The sequence below is a fragment of the Candidatus Uabimicrobium helgolandensis genome (genome assembly GCF_041508025.1).
Classification (GTDB): Bacteria; Planctomycetota; Uabimicrobiia; order Uabimicrobiales; family Uabimicrobiaceae; genus Uabimicrobium; species Uabimicrobium helgolandensis.
The window spans coordinates 4,545,393-4,567,308 of record NZ_CP165719.1; the positions used below are offsets into that span (position 1 = coordinate 4,545,393).

The window sequence follows — 21,916 nt, forward strand, 5'->3', positions numbered from 1 at the left end:
CATTCTCTATAACACAAAGGAATTACTGTGAATAAATCAACGGTCAAATGGATGGCTTTGTTTTTGTTTTTTTCTGGTGGATGTAGCCTGTCTTATCAGATTTTATGGCGAAAGTTACTTATGCCGTCTATGGGAGGGTCTACTTGGGCCACAACCACAATTGTCGCGACATTTATGTCTGGTTTAGCGCTAGGTAGTTTTTATGCAAAGAGAATCCATACACAAACGCCGCTGCGTTTTTATGCGTATTTAGAATGGGGAGTTGCTGTTTATAGTGTTGTTGCGCTATGGATTTTTCCGCATGCAGATATAGTGCTGTCACCTTTGTATTCATTATCGAGCGTTAACTTTACTGTTTTTATTTTTTTACAGTTTATTATTGCGTTTTTTCTATTTTTAGTTCCTAGTTTTCTGATGGGAATTACTTTACCACTGCTTATTTTCCATTTTTCTGAACAAAAAACGCTATTTCTAAACACAGCAGTACTGTATGCTGCAAATACTTTTGGCGCAGCATTTGGAGTTGTTGTTACGACGTTTTGTTTGTTGCCTTTTTTTGGTATCTCTTACAGCGCTTATATTATTAGCTTCCTTAGCGTTATTATTGGAATTTGTGCGTTTAGAATGGACAAAAACTACCCTTGTCAATCTAGAGAAATTGAAAAGCAACAAAAGCAAAAGTGGCCCCTCGATTCTTTGTGCTTGTGGGCGTTTATGTGTGGTGCTTTGGGACTATTTTTAGAGATTAGTTGGACGAGAATTTTAGTAGTTGTTTTCGGATCTTCTACCTATGCGTTTTCTATTATTTTACTTTCAATTCTTTTGAGCATAGCTTTGGGAAGTTGGTGGGGGCGCAAGTTTATTTTACTGAAGAACAATAGCCAATCATTTTTATATACTTTACTTTGTTGTAATATCTTTGTGATTGCGATTAGTTTGTGGGTGATAAACTTTCTACCTAATTTTTTTGTGTCGCTTACTTATCTTTGTAATGAAAATCTTGTGATGTTTTTATTATTACAGGGATTAACTACAGCGCTCGTCGTTTTTATTCCAATGACTCTTCTCGGAATGACTCTTCCAGTAATTGTCGAAAATTATAAACTAAAAACAAACATGGCTGCGGTGGCGACTGTGTATGGTTATAACACTCTTGGTGCTATTGCTGGATGCCTACTCGCGGGTTTTTTATGTATACCAATGCTGGGAGTTTATCTTTCTCTGAAAGTTTGCTTATATGTTTGTTCGGGAGTTCTTATCGTTACTTTGTTACTTGATTCTTCGTCTCTACCTCAAAACTGGCCTAAAATATTGGGCGCTATTTGCGCTGCGCTTTTAGTTTTTGTGTCGCCGGCAATGAATGTCGAAGAATTTCATAAAAGCTTGTTTCGCAAAGCTCTAGTGAATAAGAAAAAATCAACTTACGACGCTAAACTTATCTATGCAAAAGATGGAATCAATAGCTCGGTTACTGTGTATCGAGATTTTTATCATACCTCACTCAATATCAATGGAAAAACGGATGCATCGACTGCTGGAGATTTAGACACGCAGTATTTGCTAGGGCATATTCCAATGTTTTTAACTTCAAAAACAAAGGATGTTTTTGTTCTTGGGTTGGGGAGTGGTGCGACAGTGCATGCAGTCGCTACTCACGCAAATGTAAATGTTGATGTTGTCGAGATGGAACCAGCGGTTGTTGAAGCTAGTAAATATTTTCGCGGTATTAATGGTGATGTTCTCAAGAATCCAAAAGTTAACATTTTTGTTGAAGATGGACGCACTTTTTTAAAGTATCGAAATAAAACCTATGATGTGATGATTTCCGAACCTTCAAACCCTTGGATGGAAGGTTCTGGAAGTGTTTTTACTAAAGAGTTTTATGACATTGTCAAAAGTAAACTGAATAAAAACGGTGTTTTTTGTCAATGGATTCAGGGTTATGAAATTTCTAAACAGACATTTGATATTATTATTACTACATTAAAAACGGCATTTCCACATGTGTTGATATTTCGCCAAGATTTGGATTTTTTGTGTATAGCGACTACAAATCCACTGCAACTGTCTCATCAAGAGCTTACGAATAAATTTATAGGTGAAGATTTAAAGAAAACTTTACGACGTATTAATATAAATAGTCCATGTGAATTGTTGTGCGGTTTTCATGGTTTGGCAGAGCGCAATTATATGTCGCAAGTAAATAGTGATGATGACGTTTTATTGGAGTATCGTGCTCCTATTGAAATGTATCGTGGAGTAAAACTTACCCTTAAAGATGTCAAAGCAAAAGAATATCTAGATTTATTACATTCTTATTTCTTGAAAGATCTAAGTAAAAATGAAGCACTAGAAAAGCTTATTTCAGCACTGCGTACTCGTATGCCACAGAAATGGGAATTTATCAAAGAGTTAGCTCAATATGCCGAGAATAAAGCCCACATGGAGGCGATAGCATCTATTGCTCGCGAGCGTTATAAAATGTTACAAAATCATCATGAAATGGTTAGGCAAGCTGCCGTTCTTGTCTCGGATGGAAAAGTACAACCTGCGTTATTGAAATTAGAAGAAATTATATCACTAGATCCACTAGACCCTAGTGGTTATCGTTTACTCGCCAAAATTTATACACGTTTGCAAAAAGTACAGTATGCTATGAAATGCTACGAACAGATTACGTGGCTTGCTCCTGAAGACTATGTTTCTTGTTTGAATGTAGGGCTGCTTTCTTATCAACATGGGGACAAGGATGTGGCAATAAAATATAGAGAGCAAACATTTGACATTTATCCCTCTTATGTTGACGGACGTTTAGCGTGGATTGCTCTTTTTGTAAACAATAAAGAATTTGACAAAGCCAGAGATTTCTATCAGAAATCACTGCCTTTTATTAAAAAAGAGGACTTTGATAAATTTAAGCAGAAGTATATTGCTATGACTGATAAAAAATAGGAGAAATTATGTATAGGGAGCATCAAGCTTTTACTACACCAGATGATAATGTTAAGGTCTGGCGTTACCTCGATTTAGCTAAATTTGTATCTATTTTAGACCGGAAGTCCTTGTTTTTTGTGAGGTCAGATCGACTACAGGATCCTTTTGAGGGAACATATCCCAAAGTCGATTTGCAAAAGTACAGCGATAAATATGGAGACTATGTCCAGGATATAGATAAGCTTATACATTTACTTGAAAAAACAACAAACGAAAGAAAAAAATATACTTTAGTAAGTAGTTGGAATATTAGCAATTATGAATCAGCAGCGCTGTGGAAGGTATTTCTCAAAAGCGATGAAGGTGTTGCAATTCAATCTACTTTTGGAAAATTAAAGGATAGCTTCGCGTCTTTTGAAAAAGATATATATATTGGTAAAGTAAAATATATTGATTACGAAGTTGAAGGTATACCAAAAGAGGCAGCGCTCTCGCCTTTAAACCCGTTTGTTCTTAAACGCAAGAGTTTTGAGTACGAGCAAGAAATACGCTTGATATATCGCGATGTTAGTTTTGAAGATAAGGAAAATGTAAGTGGCGCGTATGTTGATGTTGATCTGAGTTGTTTGATAGACCAAATATTCGTAGCTCCTACAGCACCTAAGTGGTACAAAGAAGTTATTGAGTCTTTAGTAACGAAGTATGAAGTAGGTGATAAAGAGGTGATCCAATCGAATCTATGGCAAGGAAAGATATACTAGAATGTTTAGTATTTTAGTTCTACTTGCAGCGCGAACTTCTGGAGAAAAATTGACTCAGAGCGCAATTGGATGGGTAATTATTTTATTAATATGTGTTTACTTGTTCAAAAAAGAGGAGCCTGAAAACGAGCGGCGTAGAAAACAACCCAAAAAAAAGGAACGTATTGTTAAATCTTGGGTATATACTGTATTTTTTTCTTTGATTATGCTTACTAGTTTTAGTGCTATTTTTTCATCCTTTCAAAAAGGAAAACTTTCATTATTCTCTTTTATAGTGCTATTTACTATTTTTTATAGTTCTGCTGTTGGTGTTCGAAAACTGACTAATTTTCGCTTATTATTTCGCAAAAAATCTGTTGCTGTAAAAAATCATGTGGCTGAACGGTCTTGACCAGAAATAGTATTTTTTTCATGTAGAACAAGTAAAATAAGTATAAGTATTACCCGTATAGTGTCGGCAAATATCATAATTGTTTTGTCAAAAACAACGCTACCAAAAATGCCAATACTAAATAAATAAACCATAGCAGGGATAAGCCATGCGAGATATGCTCGGTTATTTTGAAGAATATAAAAAACGGAGATTATTTGCGAGACAGCAAAAATAAAAGCTGCGTTTAAACCGTAATAGTGATCTATTAATATTGATTTATTATTATGGGCTTCTATTAATACGGGGCGAAGTTGGAATAAGATATATTCTAAACCCATCGCTGCCGATAATAAAATGCTGAAAATAAGTAACTTAGAAAAAATATGAATCTTTGACATTTGATCTTTTTTGAAAAACCAAATTATTGTTGTAATTAGTACAGTTATGATAATAATGCGCGTTATAGAGATTATCATGAGCACTCTCTTTCAGTGGGTTGTAAAGTGAGTAATTAGCTCTAAACCCTTTGTTAATAACAAAAGGTTTAGAGCTAATTACATTACTAAGCGCTTTCTTGTTTTTCAGCCTCATCTTCTAAAGCTAACTTTATACGGGATTTTTTTTGTGGGTAGCGTGGAGTTATGTCTTTGTAAAATTTTCGAAGATAATCCATATCTTTTTTTACGTCACTAGGAATAAAGGACTCTCCAAAACCTGCAACCCGCGTTTTGTAATTAAGGTATCCTGGAACAATAGGAACACCAGCTTCTTTTGCAATTACATAAAAACCTGATTTCCAGTAGTCACGATAACTGCGTGTTCCTGCGGGAGGAATTGCTAAAATAAATTCCTCTTTCTCAGCAAATTTTTGTATCATCTGCTGAACAAGACCTTGTTTTGCAGTACGATTAATAGCGACAGCTCCTGTTGATTTCAATAACCAGCCAAATATGGGTATCTTAAGCATTGTGTGCTTAATCATCCATGATATTTTCATGCGAAAAAAACCAGCAGCGGCAAGAAGTAGTAATCCATCCATATTTGTTGTATGAGGGGCAGCAATCATCACATATTTTTTATGTGGTGATTTGTTTCCTTCTGTTTTCCAGCCTAGAATCCATAGCGTAAAACGTGCCAATAAGTTACTAATCATCGTTTTTCCTTATTTTAACTTCTCAATATTTCCTTGATAACTAGTCATGACTTGCTTTTCTTCGCTGCGCATGATTGGAGTGTCAATATACAAATCTGACTCCCATAAACCACGACCAAAAGTTCCTGCACGTAATTTACGCGCTTCACTGTGAATACGTAGGTCTTTAACTATAATTTTTGGTAAACCGTTGCTGAAAGGAATCCATTTTTGCAGTGTATCGTTGTGGTAGTATATGCCAACGTCTGTTCCAATATAGATACCGTTTTTGTTACCTGGCTCATAAACAGATGTATGCACAGGTAAATTTGGCAGGCCGGAGGAAATATTTTTCCATGTGTTTCCCGCGTCTTTACTTTCATATATTTTGCAATCACCTTTGTAACCAGAGAAAGTAACGCATATATGTTTCGGATCGTTGTTTTTTATGGCAACAGAAGTAATTTGTGCAAGCGAAGTAGGTAGATCTGCTGAGATGTTAATCCATGAATTTCCGCCGTTACTACTGCGATAGATTTTTGTGGTCTTGCTTACGTAGATGTAATCAGGGTTTTGTTGACAAATAGCTATTGCTCTCGCAGTGCCATTACCAATCTGTCCGCGTGAAATATTTTTCCAACTGTCAGCACCATTTGTTGTTTTCCAGACATCGGTGTAGCCAGTAAAAAGTGTTTGCGCATTTTTAGGGTGTATAACATAAGGAGTTACCCAGGCTCCTGAGCCTGCGCCAGATGGCTTAACGCTACGAAAAGAAGATCCACCATCTACTGATTTATGCATTCCTCCGCTTTGCGTTGCTATGTAAACGCGTTGCGAGTTTGAGTGATCAATCGCGCATGTTCCACCATCTGCTCCAAAAACGTGAGTTCCTTCTGAACCAGTGATGCGGTTGCTTCCATTGTCTTGTGCACCAGCATATAGAAGATAAGGGTCTTGAGGAGTGTCTGCGATTTTGTAGATTTGCATGATTTGTAGCCCTGTAGATAGATCTTGCCAGTTTTCTCCGCGATCTGTAGAGTGATATATACCGCCATCGCTACCACAATATAAATCATTGCCATTATATTCTAGTGCATGGATATCAGCGTGTGTATAACCATAATTGCTATTGGATTCTATCCAGTAGGATGTTATGTTCCAGTTTTTCCCGCCATCATTGGAGCGCCAAGTATTTACTCCGCCAATATGAACAACGTTGGCATCTTGTGGAGAAACAGCTAGGGCTAAATCGTACCAAGATTGCGAGCTACTGTCGTTTCCTACTTCACTGTATCCTAGTAAGTTTGGAGTAGAAGAACGTTTGTTAAAGGTTTTGCCGCTATCAGTGGAGCGGTATAGGCCTAAGAAACCGCGACTACCTGCAAATAGGGCATACACTGTTTTGTTGTTTGCAGGAGATACAGCAATTGCTATACGATTAGAACCATTTGGAAAAGAAGATGTCACTTCCGACCACGTAACGCCAGCATCTTCTGAACGATATATTTTATTTGTTGTGGCAGCATAAACAATTTGTGAGGACCCTGGTTGGAATTCTAAGTCGCGAAAATTTCCTTTAGCAACTTGTTGCCAGTTTTCACCTTTGTCTTCAGTGCGAAATAGGCCAGAGCTAGTAACAGCGATAAGTAGTTTATTGTTTTGAGGATGTTGGCCGAGTTTGTAGCCACGCATATTTTGTTTCGTTCCCCACATAAGACCGGTGTTAGTCCAAGTGTTGCCGCGATCTGCTGATTTCAAAACGCCAATTGAATTTGTATTTCCACCATCGCCGTCGCCTGTAAGAACGAAAATGGAATTGTCTCCTAAAGCTATTCCTGAAATACCTGTGGTGGGAAGCTCATCTGTTAGACAAGACCATTTTCCCTCAGAATTGCGTTTCCACAAGCCAGCACTGGGAGTTCCAATATATAGTATCTGTGGATTTTTACGATCAAAAGCAATACAATTTACACGTCCTAAGCCACCGTTGTATCCAGACATTCCCAACTTATAACTCGAAGGACCAATTGCTGCCCATGATCCCGAAAATAGGTTGGTGCGTGTAGAGCTCGACTTCAAATATGAGTGATATTCATACCAAGATTTTGCGATGGTGTTAAATAAATCTCCATTGGGGTAAACTCGGTCTTCCATGAACCAAGCCCAACGTTGAAATTGCTTGTAGCCAGGTACTTTAGTTCCTGTAGATTTTGTTTTTTTGCCTGGCTCGGTGCTACGTGTTTTTTGTAAATAATTTTCCGATAGATCTTGTATTTCATAGAAATTCTTACCATCGAAATCTAGCATCCACTCAAAATGTTCTTGAGCGCCTACAATAGAAAAGGCTAACAGCAGTAGCATTAATATCATTTTCATAGTATTACTCCATATAATTAGTTCACTTGTTTCATCACTGAAAATTTATCATGGCAAAAAATATTGTTTAAGGCAACAATAAAAATCTAAATGTCGACGTGTCTTAATTGCCAATACGCATAAATTTTTGAGTGAATATAGGGCATGCCATCAATTAGATATTAATAACTATCGTAATCGTAGCTGTGACTATGACCGAATATTTTAAGTATTTATTGAAAAATAAATCGTAGTTGTTCGATTATGAGTACAGCTACGATCACAATTACGGCGAGGGTCACACGAGTCACAGTTACGAATTTTTCAGCATAGTGCTTTTATTGATGACAGTTCCTGGTTACTTTATTTTTTTCCCTGGAATATCGCGTTTATTTTGGTGAAGAACGAGGTGAGTAACTATTCCATCTTTATCTGTATGGAAACTCACCTGAGCATTTACTGCCTTGAGATAGAATTTAGATTGCGACATGGCAAATATTTTGAATTCAGGTTGATCAGTTGCCTGTACTGTAATTTGTTTGTCTTTTAGGCGGACTGTTAGTGTAAAACCTGGTACTATTTGGTATTCTCCGACATACTTATTTAGTGTGTTGAGTGATATGTCTATTTTTTGCGCTACAAAATCATTTTTTCTATCCTTTAAAGCACGGCGAGCATCTTCATTTCCAGGATGAGCTTGCAAGGATTTTACATAGTTCTTGGTAGCGAGTTCGTCGTATGCTTTTCCTAAAAGGTAGTATGCTGTAGATGAGTCTGGGTTCTCTTGCACCATAAGTTGAAATGTTTGGACTGCTTGCAGAAAATATTTATTTTTAAGTAAGTATTCTCCAAGTGTTTCTAACTCTCTTTCTCCCCAACGATAAATTTTCGGAGCTTTTACTTTTAGTTCACTATATTGTTTGGTAATATCTAGTTTTTTTTCCAAAAACTGTTTTAACAAGGTGCGCGCAATAGAAAGCCGAGGATTGTTGTACTTTTTGTTATACAAAATGTCTTCAAATGCACGGCGGATAGAGCGAAAATTTTGATTAGCATTTGTTAAAATAATTATCGTGGTTTTATCTTCTATATCACGGGAAATTCGAGTACTGAAGCCAACCCATCCTCCATTATGGCTGACGCGTTTTTTACCCGTTGGGCTATCGTCAATGCTCCACCCAAAGCCATAATTTTTAGTAGAACCGTTTTGTAGGGTAGTTTTTGTAAATGCTTCTTCTAATATTTCTTTGGAAACAAGTTTTTCGGTGTACAGAGCTTGGTCCCATTTATATAGATTATCTAAAGTAGAGTAAATACCGCCATCACCAGCAATACCATTTAGGAAGTTAAAGTCATTTTCACTGTAACTTCCATCAATATGCCAAGTAAAGCCGTAGACGCGATTTGGCATCATATCTTTACGAATGGGGCTATATACTAATGAATTTTGCATTTTCAAAGGTTTGAATATATGCTTTTGCATAAACTCATGGAATGGCATTTTTGATGCTTTAGTTACTATCGAAGCTAAAAGTGCATATCCGGTGTTGCTGTATTCCCAACGTTCGTTGGGCGTAAATTTTACACTTGGTTTATATGTTGATAGCAAAGAGATAATATCGTCATTTGTTGCTATTTTGCTTTGGTCCCAGTGTATTCTGAATAGATCCATATAGTCAGGTAATCCAGAAGTATGATTTAGAAGATGGCGTATCGTGATTTTTTTGTAAGGAATATTAGGTAGATATTTTACAACATAATTATCATATTCTAATTTTTTTTGCTGTTTTAAAATCATAATCGCCATAGCTGTAAACTGTTTTGAAACGGAGGCTAATCGAAATTGTGAATTAAGATCTAATGACTTTTTTTCTTTAAAATTAGCCATTCCCAATGCTTTACGATAAATTACTTTTCCATTATGTGCAACTAGAACGTTACCATTAAATTCATAATTTTCATAACTTTGTTGTAGCACTTCATCGAATTTTTGCGTTTTAGTTTGAGAAAACAAAGTCGTTATGCTAAGAAACAATATTAGTAAATATTTCAAGTCTTATCCTTTCCAAAAGAATTCTAAAATATACAGTTTCTGTATTTCAGAACAGATATTAATAAAGATTCTAGGAAGTTTAGTAAAAAAGAAAAAGTATGATATTACAAAATTGCTATAAATTCTATTTAATGTCAAGTTCTTTGATTTTGTTATAGAAAGAAGCACGGCCCATTTTTAGAAGTGACGCAGCTTGACTGCGGTTGCCTTTTGTTTTTTTTAATGCGTATAAAATAGCATTTTCAGTGACAATATCTACTAAGTCTTTTAGTGACTTTGCTGAGGATGAAGTATCAATTTGATTTAAAATTTCCTCTACAAAGTTTTTGGGAAGTGTTGGGCGTTCTTTTTTACTCCACAGTAAATTGTGAGTGATTGTCTTTGACGTGGCTAGTGTTACAGAGCGCTCTATGGTATTTTCAAGTTCTCGTATATTACCGATCCAATTATGTTTCTTTAATTGCTCCATGGCTTTGGGGGTGATGTTTTCAATATTTTTGTTATTTTTCTCGTTATATTTTTTAATAAAGTGAGGCACTAGTAGGGGCAAATCTTCAAGACGTTTTCTTAGAGGAGGAACAGGTAGCTCGATAACAGCCAATCTATAATATAAGTCTTCGCGAAATGTTTTTTCGTGCATTGCGCGCCTTAAATCAACGTTCGTGCTTGCTATTATTCTAAGGTTTACTTGTTTGTACTTAGTACTGCCGAGAGGTTTGTATTCTCTTTCTTGTAGAACGCGTAATAATTTTGTTTGTAATGACATAGGCATATCGCCAATTTCATCTAGTAGTAAAGTGCCGTTATTTGCGACTTCGAAAATACCTGGCTTGTAGTCTGTAGCACCGGTGAATGCGCCTTTTACATGGCCAAATAATTCGTTTTCTAATAAATGTTCACTAAAAGCTGCGCAGTTTATAGGAACGAAAGCTTGCGTGTGTCGTAGACTATTGCGATGAATCGCTCGGGCAATAAGCTCTTTGCCAGTTCCACTTTCTCCTTGGATTAAGATAGTTGTAGAAGATGGTGCAGCGCGATTTATTATATCGAACAATTTGTTCATTGCCTTGCTTTGGCCAATAATTTCTTTACAAGCAGGAATTTCAGTCGATAAACTCTTGCGATACTCAGCTTCTTTAATGGTATTTTCAATAGTATCAAGTATATAATTACGGGTAAAAGGCTTAATTATATACTCTACTGCACCAAGTTTAACAGCGCCTACTGCACTTTCTATAGATCCGTATCCTGTAATGACAATAAAAGGTATGTAATTGAGTAAATTATTTAAATATGTTAGGAGTTCGAGGCCATTGCCATCTTGTAAATTTAAATCTGCGACTACAAGGTTAATTAGTTCTTTATCTATGATTTCTACAGATTCTTTGATTGTTGAGCATACGAATACTTCATATTTTTTTTGTAAAATTCTTTGAAATAGCCGTAGCATATTTTGATCATCGTCTATGACTAGAATTTTTTTTGTCATTTGCCTATCTCGAAAATGAGTTTGCAAGTTAAAAGTTGGTTTTGAATTGTATGTGAAAATTCAACACTTTTTTGTTGCAAATATTTGTGTAAATAAGAAAAAATTTCTTTTTGAAAAGCACTATCAACACCAAGAGTTATAATTATTTCTAGTTGAGATATTTTTATTATTTGCAAAGTGGCTTTTTGGTTTTCTTTACATATATCTAGCAAATTTAAAAAAGTACAAAGGAGTATCATGCTGAGTTTGTAAGCTTCATTCTCTAGAAGAAGTACTTCATTTGGCATATCTATATGTAAGCTAATCCTTTTTTTGCGAAGACGCAAATCGATCATTTGTTTTACACTTTCGAGAACAAATGATACATTCCTGTACATTGTTTCTTGCGAACCGTCGTGAAAACTCCTGACGTGTTTAACTATCGAAATACATTTGTGTACTTCTTCTTCAATTATTTTAACATCTTCATAAAACTCTTCTTTTTTCGATATTATTTCGAGTGTACTTTCGACAAAACCTAACATTACTTGTAAGGGATTATTCATTTCATGAATTAAGTCTAAAGAAACGTTTGCAATTGCAGCCTTCTCTTGTAAATAAGTTATATGTTTTGACATGTCTTTGCGAGTTATATGTTCGTATATTCTTTTTTTATAAAGTAGTTTATTTATAATTTTTTCTGCTGTGGATAGTGCAGATAAAAACTCAATATCCTCATCAATAATAAAAGAAGCTATACCAAGGCGGTTTTGGGATTTATCAACGTTTTGGCAAAACTCTTTCTCTATAAATATAAAGATATCAGCATTTTTATTTAGAATTTTTTTCCAGCTTTTCTCTTGTGTCTTTTTTGCATTAGGAAAAATCTGTTTTATTGGTTTTAGTAAATGCTGCGCACCTGTAGAAATTAGTATTTGTATAGGGGGTGTTGACATCTATCTTCCTTATGGATGTGGCGCAAAACGTGGTCAATTATTTTAGCCGCTTCCTTAGAGCATGTGGATACTACGTGAGAGCCTACTACAAAACTATTTTGCACTTTAAAATAATTTTGTAGTAGGCTCTGAGAGCTCAATGTTGACGTGTCCTAATTCCAAAAAAAAACACGTCTAGTGGAAACCAATATTCAAACAAATATTGATTACAGACGTGTTTTGATTGGATGTATTACAATTTCAAATGTTTAAGAAAATTTTGAAATAATAAATGTTGCCGCTGCAGTCAAACAAATTAGAACTAAGCCTAGTAAATACAAAGACACTGGATTATCATCGTCTTGGTCACGAATCAACCTATTGACGTATTCGTTTAAAGGCAACTCTTGAACTACAAGTTCACCATTTTTTACATTTACATATGTCTTTGTTGCAACTTGGTCTGGGCTATTATTCTCTGCGTTTGTATAAAACGTTTCGTCGGAAATATCATAGCCTAAACTTTTTAAATGATCTAAGCGTTCTTTATAGTTTTCGACAGTCTCTTTCAAATTTCGAATAAGTGCCGTTCTATCTTGTTTTTGTTGTACAGCAGTTCCCATTAAGGGATGTTCGTCTAATTCCTCTTTAGATAAATATTTTTCTTCTGCAGTGTCAGCGCTTCGATCCGTGTTGAGAATATCAAACAGAGTGCGCGGTAACATGTGAAAATTCCAATCAGATAGTGACACTCCTTTTTTTGAACTGGCCATGTCATCATAAGTTGGAAGAAACACTTTACCTGCGAAATATTCTGCTAGTTTTTTCTTTGCTGCATCTGCTTTGCCTTGCTTAAGTAGTTTTTTGCATTCTTCGCGAAGCTGTTTGTTATACTTATACTTTTGCGCGGTGACTCCTCGATGGTAGCTATTTTTAGCATAGACATTTGCATCGTTTTGCGCCAGTAGAGGAATTGTCCACATACAAGAAATCAATAATATAGCAATGTATTTCATTGGAAATTACTAGCTAACAGCTAGCCTCCTAAATAATATGTCGGTGGAATATGGTAGAAAATAATATTGTTTGCTATATTTCCCTACTTATTAGTATTCACTATTCTATATAAAAATAATTCTACTAATAACTAAAGTCCTACATCAAATTTGTTCTACCAAATTCCAGGAAGTTTTTGTTGCTATTTTTAGGGCGTGGACACGCCCTACTACAATGAAACCACTTTATCTTCTTCTTTTTGCGCCATCGCGTTTTAATCTACGCCAAACTAACCGTTTTTTTAATTTATTTGGAGCAACTTTTTTATTACCACCATAAACCATGTATGTTGGACGTACATATTCATATGTCATGTCTGTAAACCAACCGGTTAAAGGTGTATCTACTGTTTTTATATTGTTAATCATGAGTACTCCGGTCCATAACATGGCGACTGTGCTAAGGATTAACAATGTTACAGCAAGAGGACTTAAAACTAATATAGGAGCCATAACTACTGGTGCTCCTGAAAGTTGCTCTATAGTACCAGCTTCGCGATGATGATCAACTTGTCCTGTTGGTTGGTCTTCAGCAATAAGACCATATGAATCGTCGTCTACAGGAACGGTGTCATCACCAGTTGCAGAGTCGGCAAAATCTGTTTCGAAATCAGCGCTTTCAATGATGTCAGAATCCATGTCTAAAGGTTCTGTTTGTAGCCCAGTGTCTGATTCTATAAAAGTTTCACCACTGGAATCACTACTGACATCTAAAAGTTCACCTGAAGAGTCAATAAGAACATCATCTGATGACTCAAGAACATAGGAGCCGCTATCTTCTTCAAACGTAAGCTCTTCTGTAATTGTTTCTGACGCAGATGAAGAATCATCAAAATCAGAAGAAGAAAAGTCAACTGTTGGCACTGTAGTAGAGCTAGAATCTCCACCATCTAGATCATCTATATCTAGTAAGGTTTCAGAAGTATCCTCTTCTACTAAAAGTACTTCGCTGTCTTCCGAAGAATCATCGGGCTCTCCAGATGGAAGAATAATTGTTGGTTCGGTCATTCTTCCTTTTTTGAGGCCATCAATGTCAGACTTTTTGAACTTCATTTTGTCTTCATCGCGAAAAGCTCTAATTTCACCTTCCGAAACAAGTCTTTTCAGTTCATCTTCTTCCATCTGTAGTTCTTTTAAGACTTTTTCGAAAGAGTAATATTCCATTGCCACAGGCCAAACCCTTTCTAAATGAGTAATTTGTTCTGCAAAAATGAAAATTCAACGAATTTTTTGCTTTTGCAGAGTATTTATTTTGCAAACTAAATAGTTCAGTATTCTTAAGAATTCTATTGTACCTAAATAAATACTTTTTGCAAATAACAAATTTAGAAGTCAAGTGAGGATGTTGCGGAAGTGTAAAAAAGAATTTTGAGATTTGATGAGAAAAATAGAGACAACGTCTCTATTTTTCGTACTTACGAAGATTCTATTTGTTGCCGTCTCTGTTGATTTTTTTCAATTCTCTTTCCACTTTTGCAGGAGAAAGTTGAGAGCGGTCGTTTAAACGAATGATTTTAAAATCCTGTTTTATACGACGAGCGGCTGTAAACTTTATACGGTTACCTTCTCTTTCAGGCACGTATAGAGCTAGAGATGGCGAATGGTCTGTTTCGTTAGTCTTAATTATCCACAAACCTGAGAATGCATTTGATACAGCACCAGTAACAGCGATGTAACCATTTGCAGATCCACTTGTACCACCACCACTAGCTTGCGCCATTACTGGAGTAGGTTCTGATAATATAAGAATGTTCCAACTTAGAAGACCAACAATGATACCAAAAACAAATGTAAGAACCAGTTGATTTTTTTGCGACATAGTTATGATCCTTTCTTATGAAAGTTTGGATAATTTCTTTATGCTATCGAATATATTTGAATAATATTATTTGTCAAGAATATCTAAAAAATAATTACTTGATGAGCAACGCGTTTATATTTTGCTATAACTTTTCGCAAATGTTAAAATAAAAAGTAAATTGATACATACCAAAGCATTCTGTGTGCCATTATATAACGCCCACATCGATAAAACCCCTTTTACAAAAATCTACTTCAAATTTTTTGGTCTTCTGTTTAGAGTAATTACTTTGCATATTTTGCCGCGCGGAACTATTTTTGTAGTTAATAACAATTTTAAGTTGACGATGAAATTTAATTGGTGGCATATTTTAGAGTAGCAGAAAAAATATTATCTATAGCTATATTATAGCTAATTGAGTTATAACAAAATTCTTGACTTTGGGCCTCAAAGAAAGTATAAAATCGATAATAAAGTGTGTCTGGACTTTGCAAAAAAAGCAAGGTATGCTCACACTAAGTGACCAAGAGTCACTTATCTTTTCAAAGTAAATCACCAAAGGGAATAACGTGAATAAAATACTTATTGAATTAATTGCAGATCCTCGAGATGGGCTTCAAGGATTAAACTATCCTCTTGATAACCAGAAATATGTTGAGCATCTTATACATATTGCCAATGCTGGCTTCAAGCATATTATGATTGGCAGCATGATCAATCCACATTTAGTTCCAGCAATGGCAGATTCTGAGGCTAGAGCTCTTTTGTTTTTAGAGCAAAATCCTGATCCCGAACTTAAAAGGCAGATACTTGTTTTTCGACCGTATGGCAAATATATGGATAAAGCGGTAAATTTGATTGAAAAAAAAGCAGCAAATAGTATTGCTTACACGCACTCACTCTGCGGTGAGTTTTTGTATAACAACAATGGGATAGGTAGAAAAGAATTCCCTACATATTCAGAAGAATATTGCCAAAAAATTATTGAACAATCTCGCGAAATTGTGAAACAATTTTCTGAAAAAAGTAAAGGGCTGGGAGCAAGTTTAGATATACACATATCAAAAGTAACACATCTACTATCTGATTTAGAGAAACAACCAAAACTACTTGCAGATATAAAAACAGAGTTTATTATTCTCGCTGAAATTACCAAAGATATCGACGGGCGTATCGTTTTTTCTGATACAAGTGGCGAAGCAACACCTGAAAATATAAAACCACTAATGCAAATAGCTGTTGATGCAATTATTGAGAACAATATACGCAAACCAATTGGTTTACATCTGCATACTACTCCTAAGGATAACAATGTTCTTAGTGATCTATTGTTGTCGTGTTTAGAGCCGCTAAAACAAATAGACAATAACATAAGTTTTGATATTGGTTTTGGGGGAATTGGTGGGTGTCCGTTTGATTCTAAGAATCCAAAAGCAAATCTTCAAGTAAAGAATATTCTCGAGTTAAAACAAGAACTTGAAGAGTTTGGGGTTGATGTTTCACCTCATTTGGATATGAAAAACTTAGACATGTTGGATGAGGAAATACTGGCTTTTGTAAATAAACAAACAGATAGTAAACAAAAAACTATATTCGAAAGATTCAAGAGTATTTTTGTTAGTTGATAGCCATTTCTGGCTATCAACTTGTGTGGTGGGTTACTTTAGTTACTTTGTCCATATAGCATACTTATTGCCTGATGCAAGTAGTTTCCAGTTGCCTTTTGGCGACCAGTCGCCATCACCTATCTTCATCGCCAATTTACTATCAATAATCGCAGCATAAATATTACTATTTGCTTGCTTAATCTCTACTTTACTCGCAGAGGTAATACCAAATTTCTTGCGAATACTCATAATTGTACTTATTTCTTTTCCCAATTTCCAATCAAAATAATGTACCCAATAAACACATGGTATACCAGGGTGAGTTAGAATATAGCAGTAGCCTTGCATTAATTTTTCACTTGGGAAAGGCCAATGATTTTGTCCACCACTAGGACTTGGACCTGTGTCGTGATTATCAATAAAAGTAACAGCGCGTTCTGGCCACCAACCAATGAGACCAACAGGCTTTGCATTTTTATCTTTTAAGCGCCAATACTCACCGTTGCGAACGGCTAATTGGAGAATTCCCTTTGTTGTAAAATCGAAAGCAGCTGAGGTTGCATTGCCAGCATCAATCCAGTCACAAAGTTGTTGGCGATGAGGATCGGGATTGTTTACATCAAGGTTATCCCACAATTCTCCTACGGAAAAAGATGGACTAACAGCGTCGTTGTATATTTTGTTGTATTTAGCAGAGTATCCTTTAACATAATCGTAACGAACACCATCATAACCGATAGTATTTTTAAGCCATAGCATCCAATCAATGATACTCTTTTGCACATAAACTTGGGTATGATCGACATCGCGCGCAGCGCCGTATTTTTCCCCGGTATCAAAATTTCCTTTTGCCCCTTGCCATTCATCATCGCGACAAACAGCATCTTCTCCCCAATTGGGATTTGTAAAGTCAGCCCAATTTTTTGTTCCAACACGGTGATTAATCACAATGTCAGCTATCGCTTTAATACCGAGACTGTGTAAACTTTTAATAGCACTTTGTAATTGTTCCTGATTACCATACTTTGAATTTTGTAAGTACAACTGATGAGGTAAATAACCTTCGTTGCTTGCAGCGCCGGACGAAGGGGGAAACCATACCATTGTAAAACCCGCTTGCGCAATTTCGGAAGACTTTGTTTCTATAATCTTCCACCAAGGTTTTGTTGTATGAGAAGTCCAATGAAAACCTTGTAGGATGATATCCTGGCTTTCTTTTTCCCAATTGTCCGCGGTCACAGTACTTATTAAACAAACTATGCAAATGAGTGTTAAAACTTTTTTTACCAAAATATCTTTCATGTAAAAGACCTTCCTTGAATATTGAGTGGTCTACTTTATTTACTGCATTATCATAGCATTGTAGCGATTTGTGCTTTTTAGAGCTACCACAAGTTGTTGCGGAACTAAGTCAGCATTTCCAGTAATGTATGCCATTTTTTCATCGTAATCAATAATAACTTTTTTGACCCCTGAAACTTCAGAGAGTATTCGCTTCACGCGAGTTACGCAGCTTGTTGCTCAGGTCATGCCAATGACTTTTAACATAACAACTTGTTCTTCTTGCATTGTTTGTTGTGATTGCTCTTGTGGAGAGCTATCGCTGTTTGTTTGTGTGTTTTGAACTTGTGATTCTTGGTCGCGAACATCGTTAGATGTACACCCTATGAATAATAAGCTCAAAAAGACACCACTGATAAACAATTTACTCACAGTTAGAAACTCCTAGATGAAATTATGTGTTTTACAATCTACTAACACGCCATAAAGTTACTCTGAATTACAGCTATGTGCGCTTGTTACGCATAGCTCAAAAAACAAAAGAGATGATATTAAACAAATCAAAACTAACTTTACAGAGTACTAGTAATGAAATATGTTGTTGGGTAACAACACTTTACTAATTCTAACATTTTGGTGGTCTTGACAAAAAATAAAAAATAAATATAATAGCCGTCCTCAAAACAGTACCCTAAGTTTTTAGGGGATTAGATTTCTTCAAAAGAAAGGAGAAGCGAGAAGTATTCTCCTACTGTTAAATAAGTGGCTTAGATATGTAGAGATAAATGTAGATTATTTGTTTCTACGCGCCTTACTTATTTTAAGGTATATTCTCGCAACAATGCAATGAGAAAAGATACGAGCCATTTCGAAAAAACTGATATTACTTGGATTTTATCAGAAGAAAAAAACAAAGAAATACTGAAAAAACATGGTAAAAAAGCACATGCTCAAGCTCTTAAAGGAAAACAATTATTTCTCGATAGCGATTTCAGTGGTGCTTACACAGAATTTAAGAAATTAGCGAACAGTCATGAAGAAGAAACCGTCTTTACTTTAGCTGCGACATCAAGTGCTGTTGAAAGCCAAAAAGCAAAAGAATTTAAAGATTGGAAAAAGAAATTAGCTCCTCATTACCAGTGGTATTTTGAAGGAGTAATGTCCGATCGTTCGGGAGATAGTAAGCATGCAATTGTTTGTTATGAAAAATCTTCACGAGAAAATGAAAATTTTACACCTACATTATATCGTTTAGCATATTACTGTGACTTATATGGCGATGAGAGCACAGCTATTAAATTATATGAAAAATGTTTACCTCTTCGTCCGCTCCACACAAATATCTTGATGAATTTAGGTATTTTGTATGAAGATCTTGGACAATATGATAAAGCGACTGAGTGCTATGAGAAAATACTTGATCGTTATCCTGAGAATGTACGTGCAAAATTATACCTTAAAGACGCACGTTCTTCTATGACTATGTATGTAGACGAAGAAAAAGAAAAGCTAAAAGACCAACGCAACGAAATTCTTTCTACGCCAATCACCGATTTCGAATTATCAGTACGTAGTCGCAATTGTCTAAATAAAATGAAAATCAAAAGTTTAGGTGATTTGATAAAGAAAAGTGAAGCAGAGCTTCTTTCCTACAAAAACTTTGGTGAAACATCTCTTGCCGAAATAAAAGAAATTTTAGGCAAAAAAGGTTTATCTTTGGGAATGGAATCAGATAAATTCTTAGAGCCAAAGAAAAAAGACATCAAGCCTTTTGCTCTTATCAAAGACAACAAAGATGAATCCTTGTTATCAAAATCAATTGCAACACTTGAATTGTCTGTACGCAGCCGTAAATGCTTGTCAAAAGTAGGTGTCAAGAGTATTAACGATCTCATTGGACACAGTGAACAAGAGCTATTAAGTTGCAAAAACTTCGGTCAAACTTCTATGCAAGAAATCAAGAAAAAGCTAAACGATATGGGGCTAGCCCTTAAATCGTAAAAAAACAATTGTATTATGTTTTAACTGTTAGTATGTAGATTGTAACTTATTTTACAATCTACATTTATGTCATATACAAAGTCTACCTATTTATAGTATCACCAAATTTTGTTTGAATAAAATTTTCTAAATTTGAGTAAGATTTTTCCGATTCTTTTATTATCTTGGTACTAAAAAAAACGCGATATTTTCCAAAAGTAATCCATGATTCTGATATTTGATCTGTACGCTTCATTGACTCTAACCATTCGCTATATTCTTCTGAAAGATCATTTCCTGTATCTTTTTCTAATGCTCTTCGCAATTGTTTTGTTTCTGTTAATATTATGTCGCAATCTTTGAGTATATCTTTTGAATAATAATCTATCTTTTTGGCTTCAGAAGAAGATGTCTCTTGTTTTTTCGATTTTGTTAAGTCGTCGATATATTGTTTATATTTTACAAGCCGTCTTTCTAAAATAATTAAATTGTCGACTGTTAAATCACTTTCAAACTCTTGATATGCACGACGATCAGCGGTACCGAGAGTTGCTCGATATTGTTGGAAAGTTCCCTTTATCACTCGTAGTGTATTCTTGCCAATGATAATTTTACTTTTCATTTTTTTTAATTGTTTCTGAATTTTTTTAATTTTTTTTTCTACTTTTTTTTCATAACTACTACGCTTACTACTATAAGTAGTGAGAGCTTTGTAGAATTTCTTGCCTGACTTAGGACCGGATTTTGTCATAGATTTGTAGGATTTATCTAATTGCTTTAATGCCTTTTTAAGACTTGAAGTACTTTCTATAGTACTTGATAAACTCTCATAAAAGTCTGCCTCTTCAATAAAACCCTGCTTGTCTAGATCATTTGCTCTGTCTTGATAGGCCTCTGTTAATCCTTTTTCAACTAATTTCCAGTGTTTATACCATTTTCCTGATATCACATCTTGTTGAGAAAAGGTGATAGATGTAAGTATAAAAGGAATAGTTATGAGTAGTAATTTTTTCATTTGTTCTTCCTTAAAAAGGTAGATTTATTGTTTTCACGAATGGAATTCCAATGTAAACTTTTGTGGCTTGCTGTCGCTCTAGGGTTTTCGGAGTTGTTTTTTGGCTGTCCCATTTTTCATAATATATTTGCTTCACTATTTTAAATCTGTTGTGGATGGCTGCTTTGCTATTCCAAACACCTCGTTGTAAATCTAATACTTCGCTTTTTTGTAAATTTTCATAAGTTATCCATTCGTTGTCAACTAGCATGTAACGTAGGTTTCCTGCCATTCCTTGGGTATTTGTTAAATATGCTGTAGTGTCGGTTTCTGATAAGTCACTTAACAACTCTTTTGGTTCTCCGTTTTGTAAAACAACAGTGACATTCATTTTTAAAGGCTTAGCATGTTTTAAAGGATTTCCTGTGCGAAAAAGAAAAAAATCTGTGAGGCGGCGTTTTGTAGAGTCCCAGATTAAACTTGGTCCTCCTTTTTGTTTTCTTTGTGGTAATTTTTTGAGATTCCAAGTGAAAGTCGTTGCAGTCCAACACTTTATCTCCATATTTAAAATTCCTGATCCAAGAAGGTGACATTTTTCTCGTATCTTTTGTGGTGAATCTATATTTTTATCGCGAAAAAACGAATTTTTGCCGTCAATCGGAGCCTGAATACCGCGGTATAAACCCATTAATCCATCTTGTTGAGGCACAAAACAGTACATTACTTCTGCCAATCCTCCAGGAGCTAATAATTTTTTGGTTTTGTCCGCTTTTAAGTTATAGTAGTCTAGTTTGCTTGATTTTTCCGTTCCAGCGTAGCGTAAAATAGGATGAGTATTTTCTTGTGATATTTTGCGAATAAAACGCAAACGTTGTTTACCATTGCTATCATAGTCAAGTAGTAATCCTGTTGTGGTTATCGATTTAGATAAAAACATTGCGTTTAAATCTTCGGTGATAATCTCCATGATGTTACGCGAAGCTTCTAGTATTTCTCTTCGCTTTTCCGTTGTTCTCCAAACGCTTACAGATTGCGAAAGAACTTTTACTAGCATTAATGTAAAAACAGATAACAAAGCAACTGCTATCATCAATTCTATGAGAGTAAATCCATGATTTTGTTTATTTCGCATTTGTCCACCATTTATTAGTTGAAATTTATTAGTAGTTCTTCGTAATATAGGGGCG

Annotated in this window: 18 protein-coding genes and 1 pseudogene; 5 read left to right on the plus strand and 14 right to left on the minus strand. The window is 35.2% G+C overall.

Annotation, left to right across the window (positions count from 1 at the left end; genetic code table 11):
- Positions 1 to 27: 27 nt before the first annotated feature.
- The 3 genes from UABHE_RS16650 to UABHE_RS16660 are packed head-to-tail and all read left to right on the plus strand — an operon-like array spanning position 28 to position 4,086.
- Positions 28 to 2,952, plus strand: a complete 2,925-nt coding sequence (locus UABHE_RS16650) for a fused MFS/spermidine synthase (RefSeq protein ID WP_372371455.1) — start codon at positions 28 to 30, stop codon at positions 2,950 to 2,952.
- Between the two features lie 8 nt (positions 2,953 to 2,960).
- Complete coding sequence (locus UABHE_RS16655; protein ID WP_372371456.1) at positions 2,961 to 3,695, plus strand: hypothetical protein; 735 nt, start codon at positions 2,961 to 2,963, stop codon at positions 3,693 to 3,695.
- 1 nt (position 3,696) lies between these two features.
- Positions 3,697 to 4,086, plus strand: a complete 390-nt coding sequence (locus tag UABHE_RS16660) for a hypothetical protein (protein WP_372371457.1) — start codon at positions 3,697 to 3,699, stop codon at positions 4,084 to 4,086.
- Here UABHE_RS16660 and UABHE_RS16665 read toward each other — a convergent pair.
- From UABHE_RS16665 to UABHE_RS16705, 9 genes are all read right to left on the minus strand, one after another.
- Entirely contained in the window at positions 4,065 to 4,544 is a 480-nt protein-coding gene (locus tag UABHE_RS16665) for a hypothetical protein (RefSeq protein WP_372371458.1), read from the minus strand. The two genes, UABHE_RS16660 and UABHE_RS16665, sit on opposite strands and share 22 nt — an antisense overlap.
- A gap of 86 nt (positions 4,545 to 4,630) precedes the next feature.
- Positions 4,631 to 5,221, minus strand: coding sequence for a 1-acyl-sn-glycerol-3-phosphate acyltransferase (locus tag UABHE_RS16670; protein WP_372371459.1), 591 nt, complete (start codon positions 5,219 to 5,221; stop codon positions 4,631 to 4,633).
- 9 nt (positions 5,222 to 5,230) lie between these two features.
- Positions 5,231 to 7,576 (minus strand): WD40/YVTN/BNR-like repeat-containing protein, encoded by a 2,346-nt coding sequence (locus UABHE_RS16675; protein WP_372371460.1) that lies wholly within the window; start codon positions 7,574 to 7,576, stop codon positions 5,231 to 5,233.
- A gap of 337 nt (positions 7,577 to 7,913) precedes the next feature.
- Complete coding sequence (locus UABHE_RS16680) at positions 7,914 to 9,608, minus strand: serine hydrolase (RefSeq protein WP_372371461.1); 1,695 nt, start codon at positions 9,606 to 9,608, stop codon at positions 7,914 to 7,916.
- 124 nt (positions 9,609 to 9,732) lie between these two features.
- The gene (locus UABHE_RS16685; protein WP_372371462.1) at positions 9,733 to 11,097 is read right to left on the minus strand and encodes a sigma-54-dependent transcriptional regulator; all 1,365 of its coding nucleotides are present in this window, start codon (positions 11,095 to 11,097) and stop codon (positions 9,733 to 9,735) included.
- Entirely contained in the window at positions 11,094 to 12,032 is a 939-nt protein-coding gene (locus UABHE_RS16690; protein WP_372371463.1) for a histidine kinase dimerization/phospho-acceptor domain-containing protein, read from the minus strand. Before UABHE_RS16690 ends, UABHE_RS16685 begins: the two co-directional genes overlap by 4 nt.
- 248 nt (positions 12,033 to 12,280) lie before the next feature.
- Positions 12,281 to 13,027 (minus strand): hypothetical protein, encoded by a 747-nt coding sequence (locus UABHE_RS16695; RefSeq protein ID WP_372371464.1) that lies wholly within the window; start codon positions 13,025 to 13,027, stop codon positions 12,281 to 12,283.
- A gap of 225 nt (positions 13,028 to 13,252) precedes the next feature.
- Entirely contained in the window at positions 13,253 to 14,230 is a 978-nt protein-coding gene (locus UABHE_RS16700) for a hypothetical protein (protein ID WP_372371465.1), read from the minus strand.
- A 262-nt stretch (positions 14,231 to 14,492) separates the two neighbouring features.
- Positions 14,493 to 14,885 carry a hypothetical protein gene (locus UABHE_RS16705; RefSeq protein WP_372371466.1) on the minus strand — a complete coding sequence of 131 codons (393 nt, stop codon included), beginning with the start codon at positions 14,883 to 14,885 and terminating at the stop codon, positions 14,493 to 14,495.
- A 551-nt stretch (positions 14,886 to 15,436) separates the two neighbouring features.
- On the opposite strand from UABHE_RS16705, the gene UABHE_RS16710 reads away from it, so the two are divergent.
- Positions 15,437 to 16,492 carry a hypothetical protein gene (locus UABHE_RS16710; RefSeq protein ID WP_372371467.1) on the plus strand — a complete coding sequence of 352 codons (1,056 nt, stop codon included), beginning with the start codon at positions 15,437 to 15,439 and terminating at the stop codon, positions 16,490 to 16,492.
- 42 nt (positions 16,493 to 16,534) lie between these two features.
- Here the strand turns inward: UABHE_RS16710 and UABHE_RS16715 are convergent, their stop codons facing one another.
- The 3 genes and pseudogenes from UABHE_RS16715 to UABHE_RS16725 form a co-directional block, all read right to left on the minus strand.
- Positions 16,535 to 17,776 carry an alpha-amylase C-terminal beta-sheet domain-containing protein gene (locus UABHE_RS16715; protein WP_372371468.1) on the minus strand — a complete coding sequence of 414 codons (1,242 nt, stop codon included), beginning with the start codon at positions 17,774 to 17,776 and terminating at the stop codon, positions 16,535 to 16,537.
- Positions 17,777 to 17,815: 39 nt separating this feature from the next.
- Positions 17,816 to 17,977, minus strand: a pseudogene (locus UABHE_RS16720) (heavy metal-associated domain-containing protein); the annotation flags it as partial.
- Between the two features lie 18 nt (positions 17,978 to 17,995).
- Positions 17,996 to 18,187, minus strand: a complete 192-nt coding sequence (locus UABHE_RS16725) for a hypothetical protein (protein ID WP_372371469.1) — start codon at positions 18,185 to 18,187, stop codon at positions 17,996 to 17,998.
- A gap of 414 nt (positions 18,188 to 18,601) precedes the next feature.
- Here UABHE_RS16725 and UABHE_RS16730 point away from each other — a divergent pair, with 414 nt between their 5' ends.
- Entirely contained in the window at positions 18,602 to 19,756 is a 1,155-nt protein-coding gene (locus UABHE_RS16730) for a DNA-directed RNA polymerase subunit alpha C-terminal domain-containing protein (RefSeq protein WP_372371470.1), read from the plus strand.
- A gap of 82 nt (positions 19,757 to 19,838) precedes the next feature.
- Here UABHE_RS16730 and UABHE_RS16735 read toward each other — a convergent pair whose 3' ends face one another.
- Positions 19,839 to 20,750 carry a hypothetical protein gene (locus UABHE_RS16735; protein WP_372371471.1) on the minus strand — a complete coding sequence of 304 codons (912 nt, stop codon included), beginning with the start codon at positions 20,748 to 20,750 and terminating at the stop codon, positions 19,839 to 19,841.
- A gap of 10 nt (positions 20,751 to 20,760) precedes the next feature.
- Complete coding sequence (locus tag UABHE_RS16740; RefSeq protein WP_372371472.1) at positions 20,761 to 21,861, minus strand: PilW family protein; 1,101 nt, start codon at positions 21,859 to 21,861, stop codon at positions 20,761 to 20,763.
- Positions 21,862 to 21,916 lie beyond the last annotated feature (55 nt).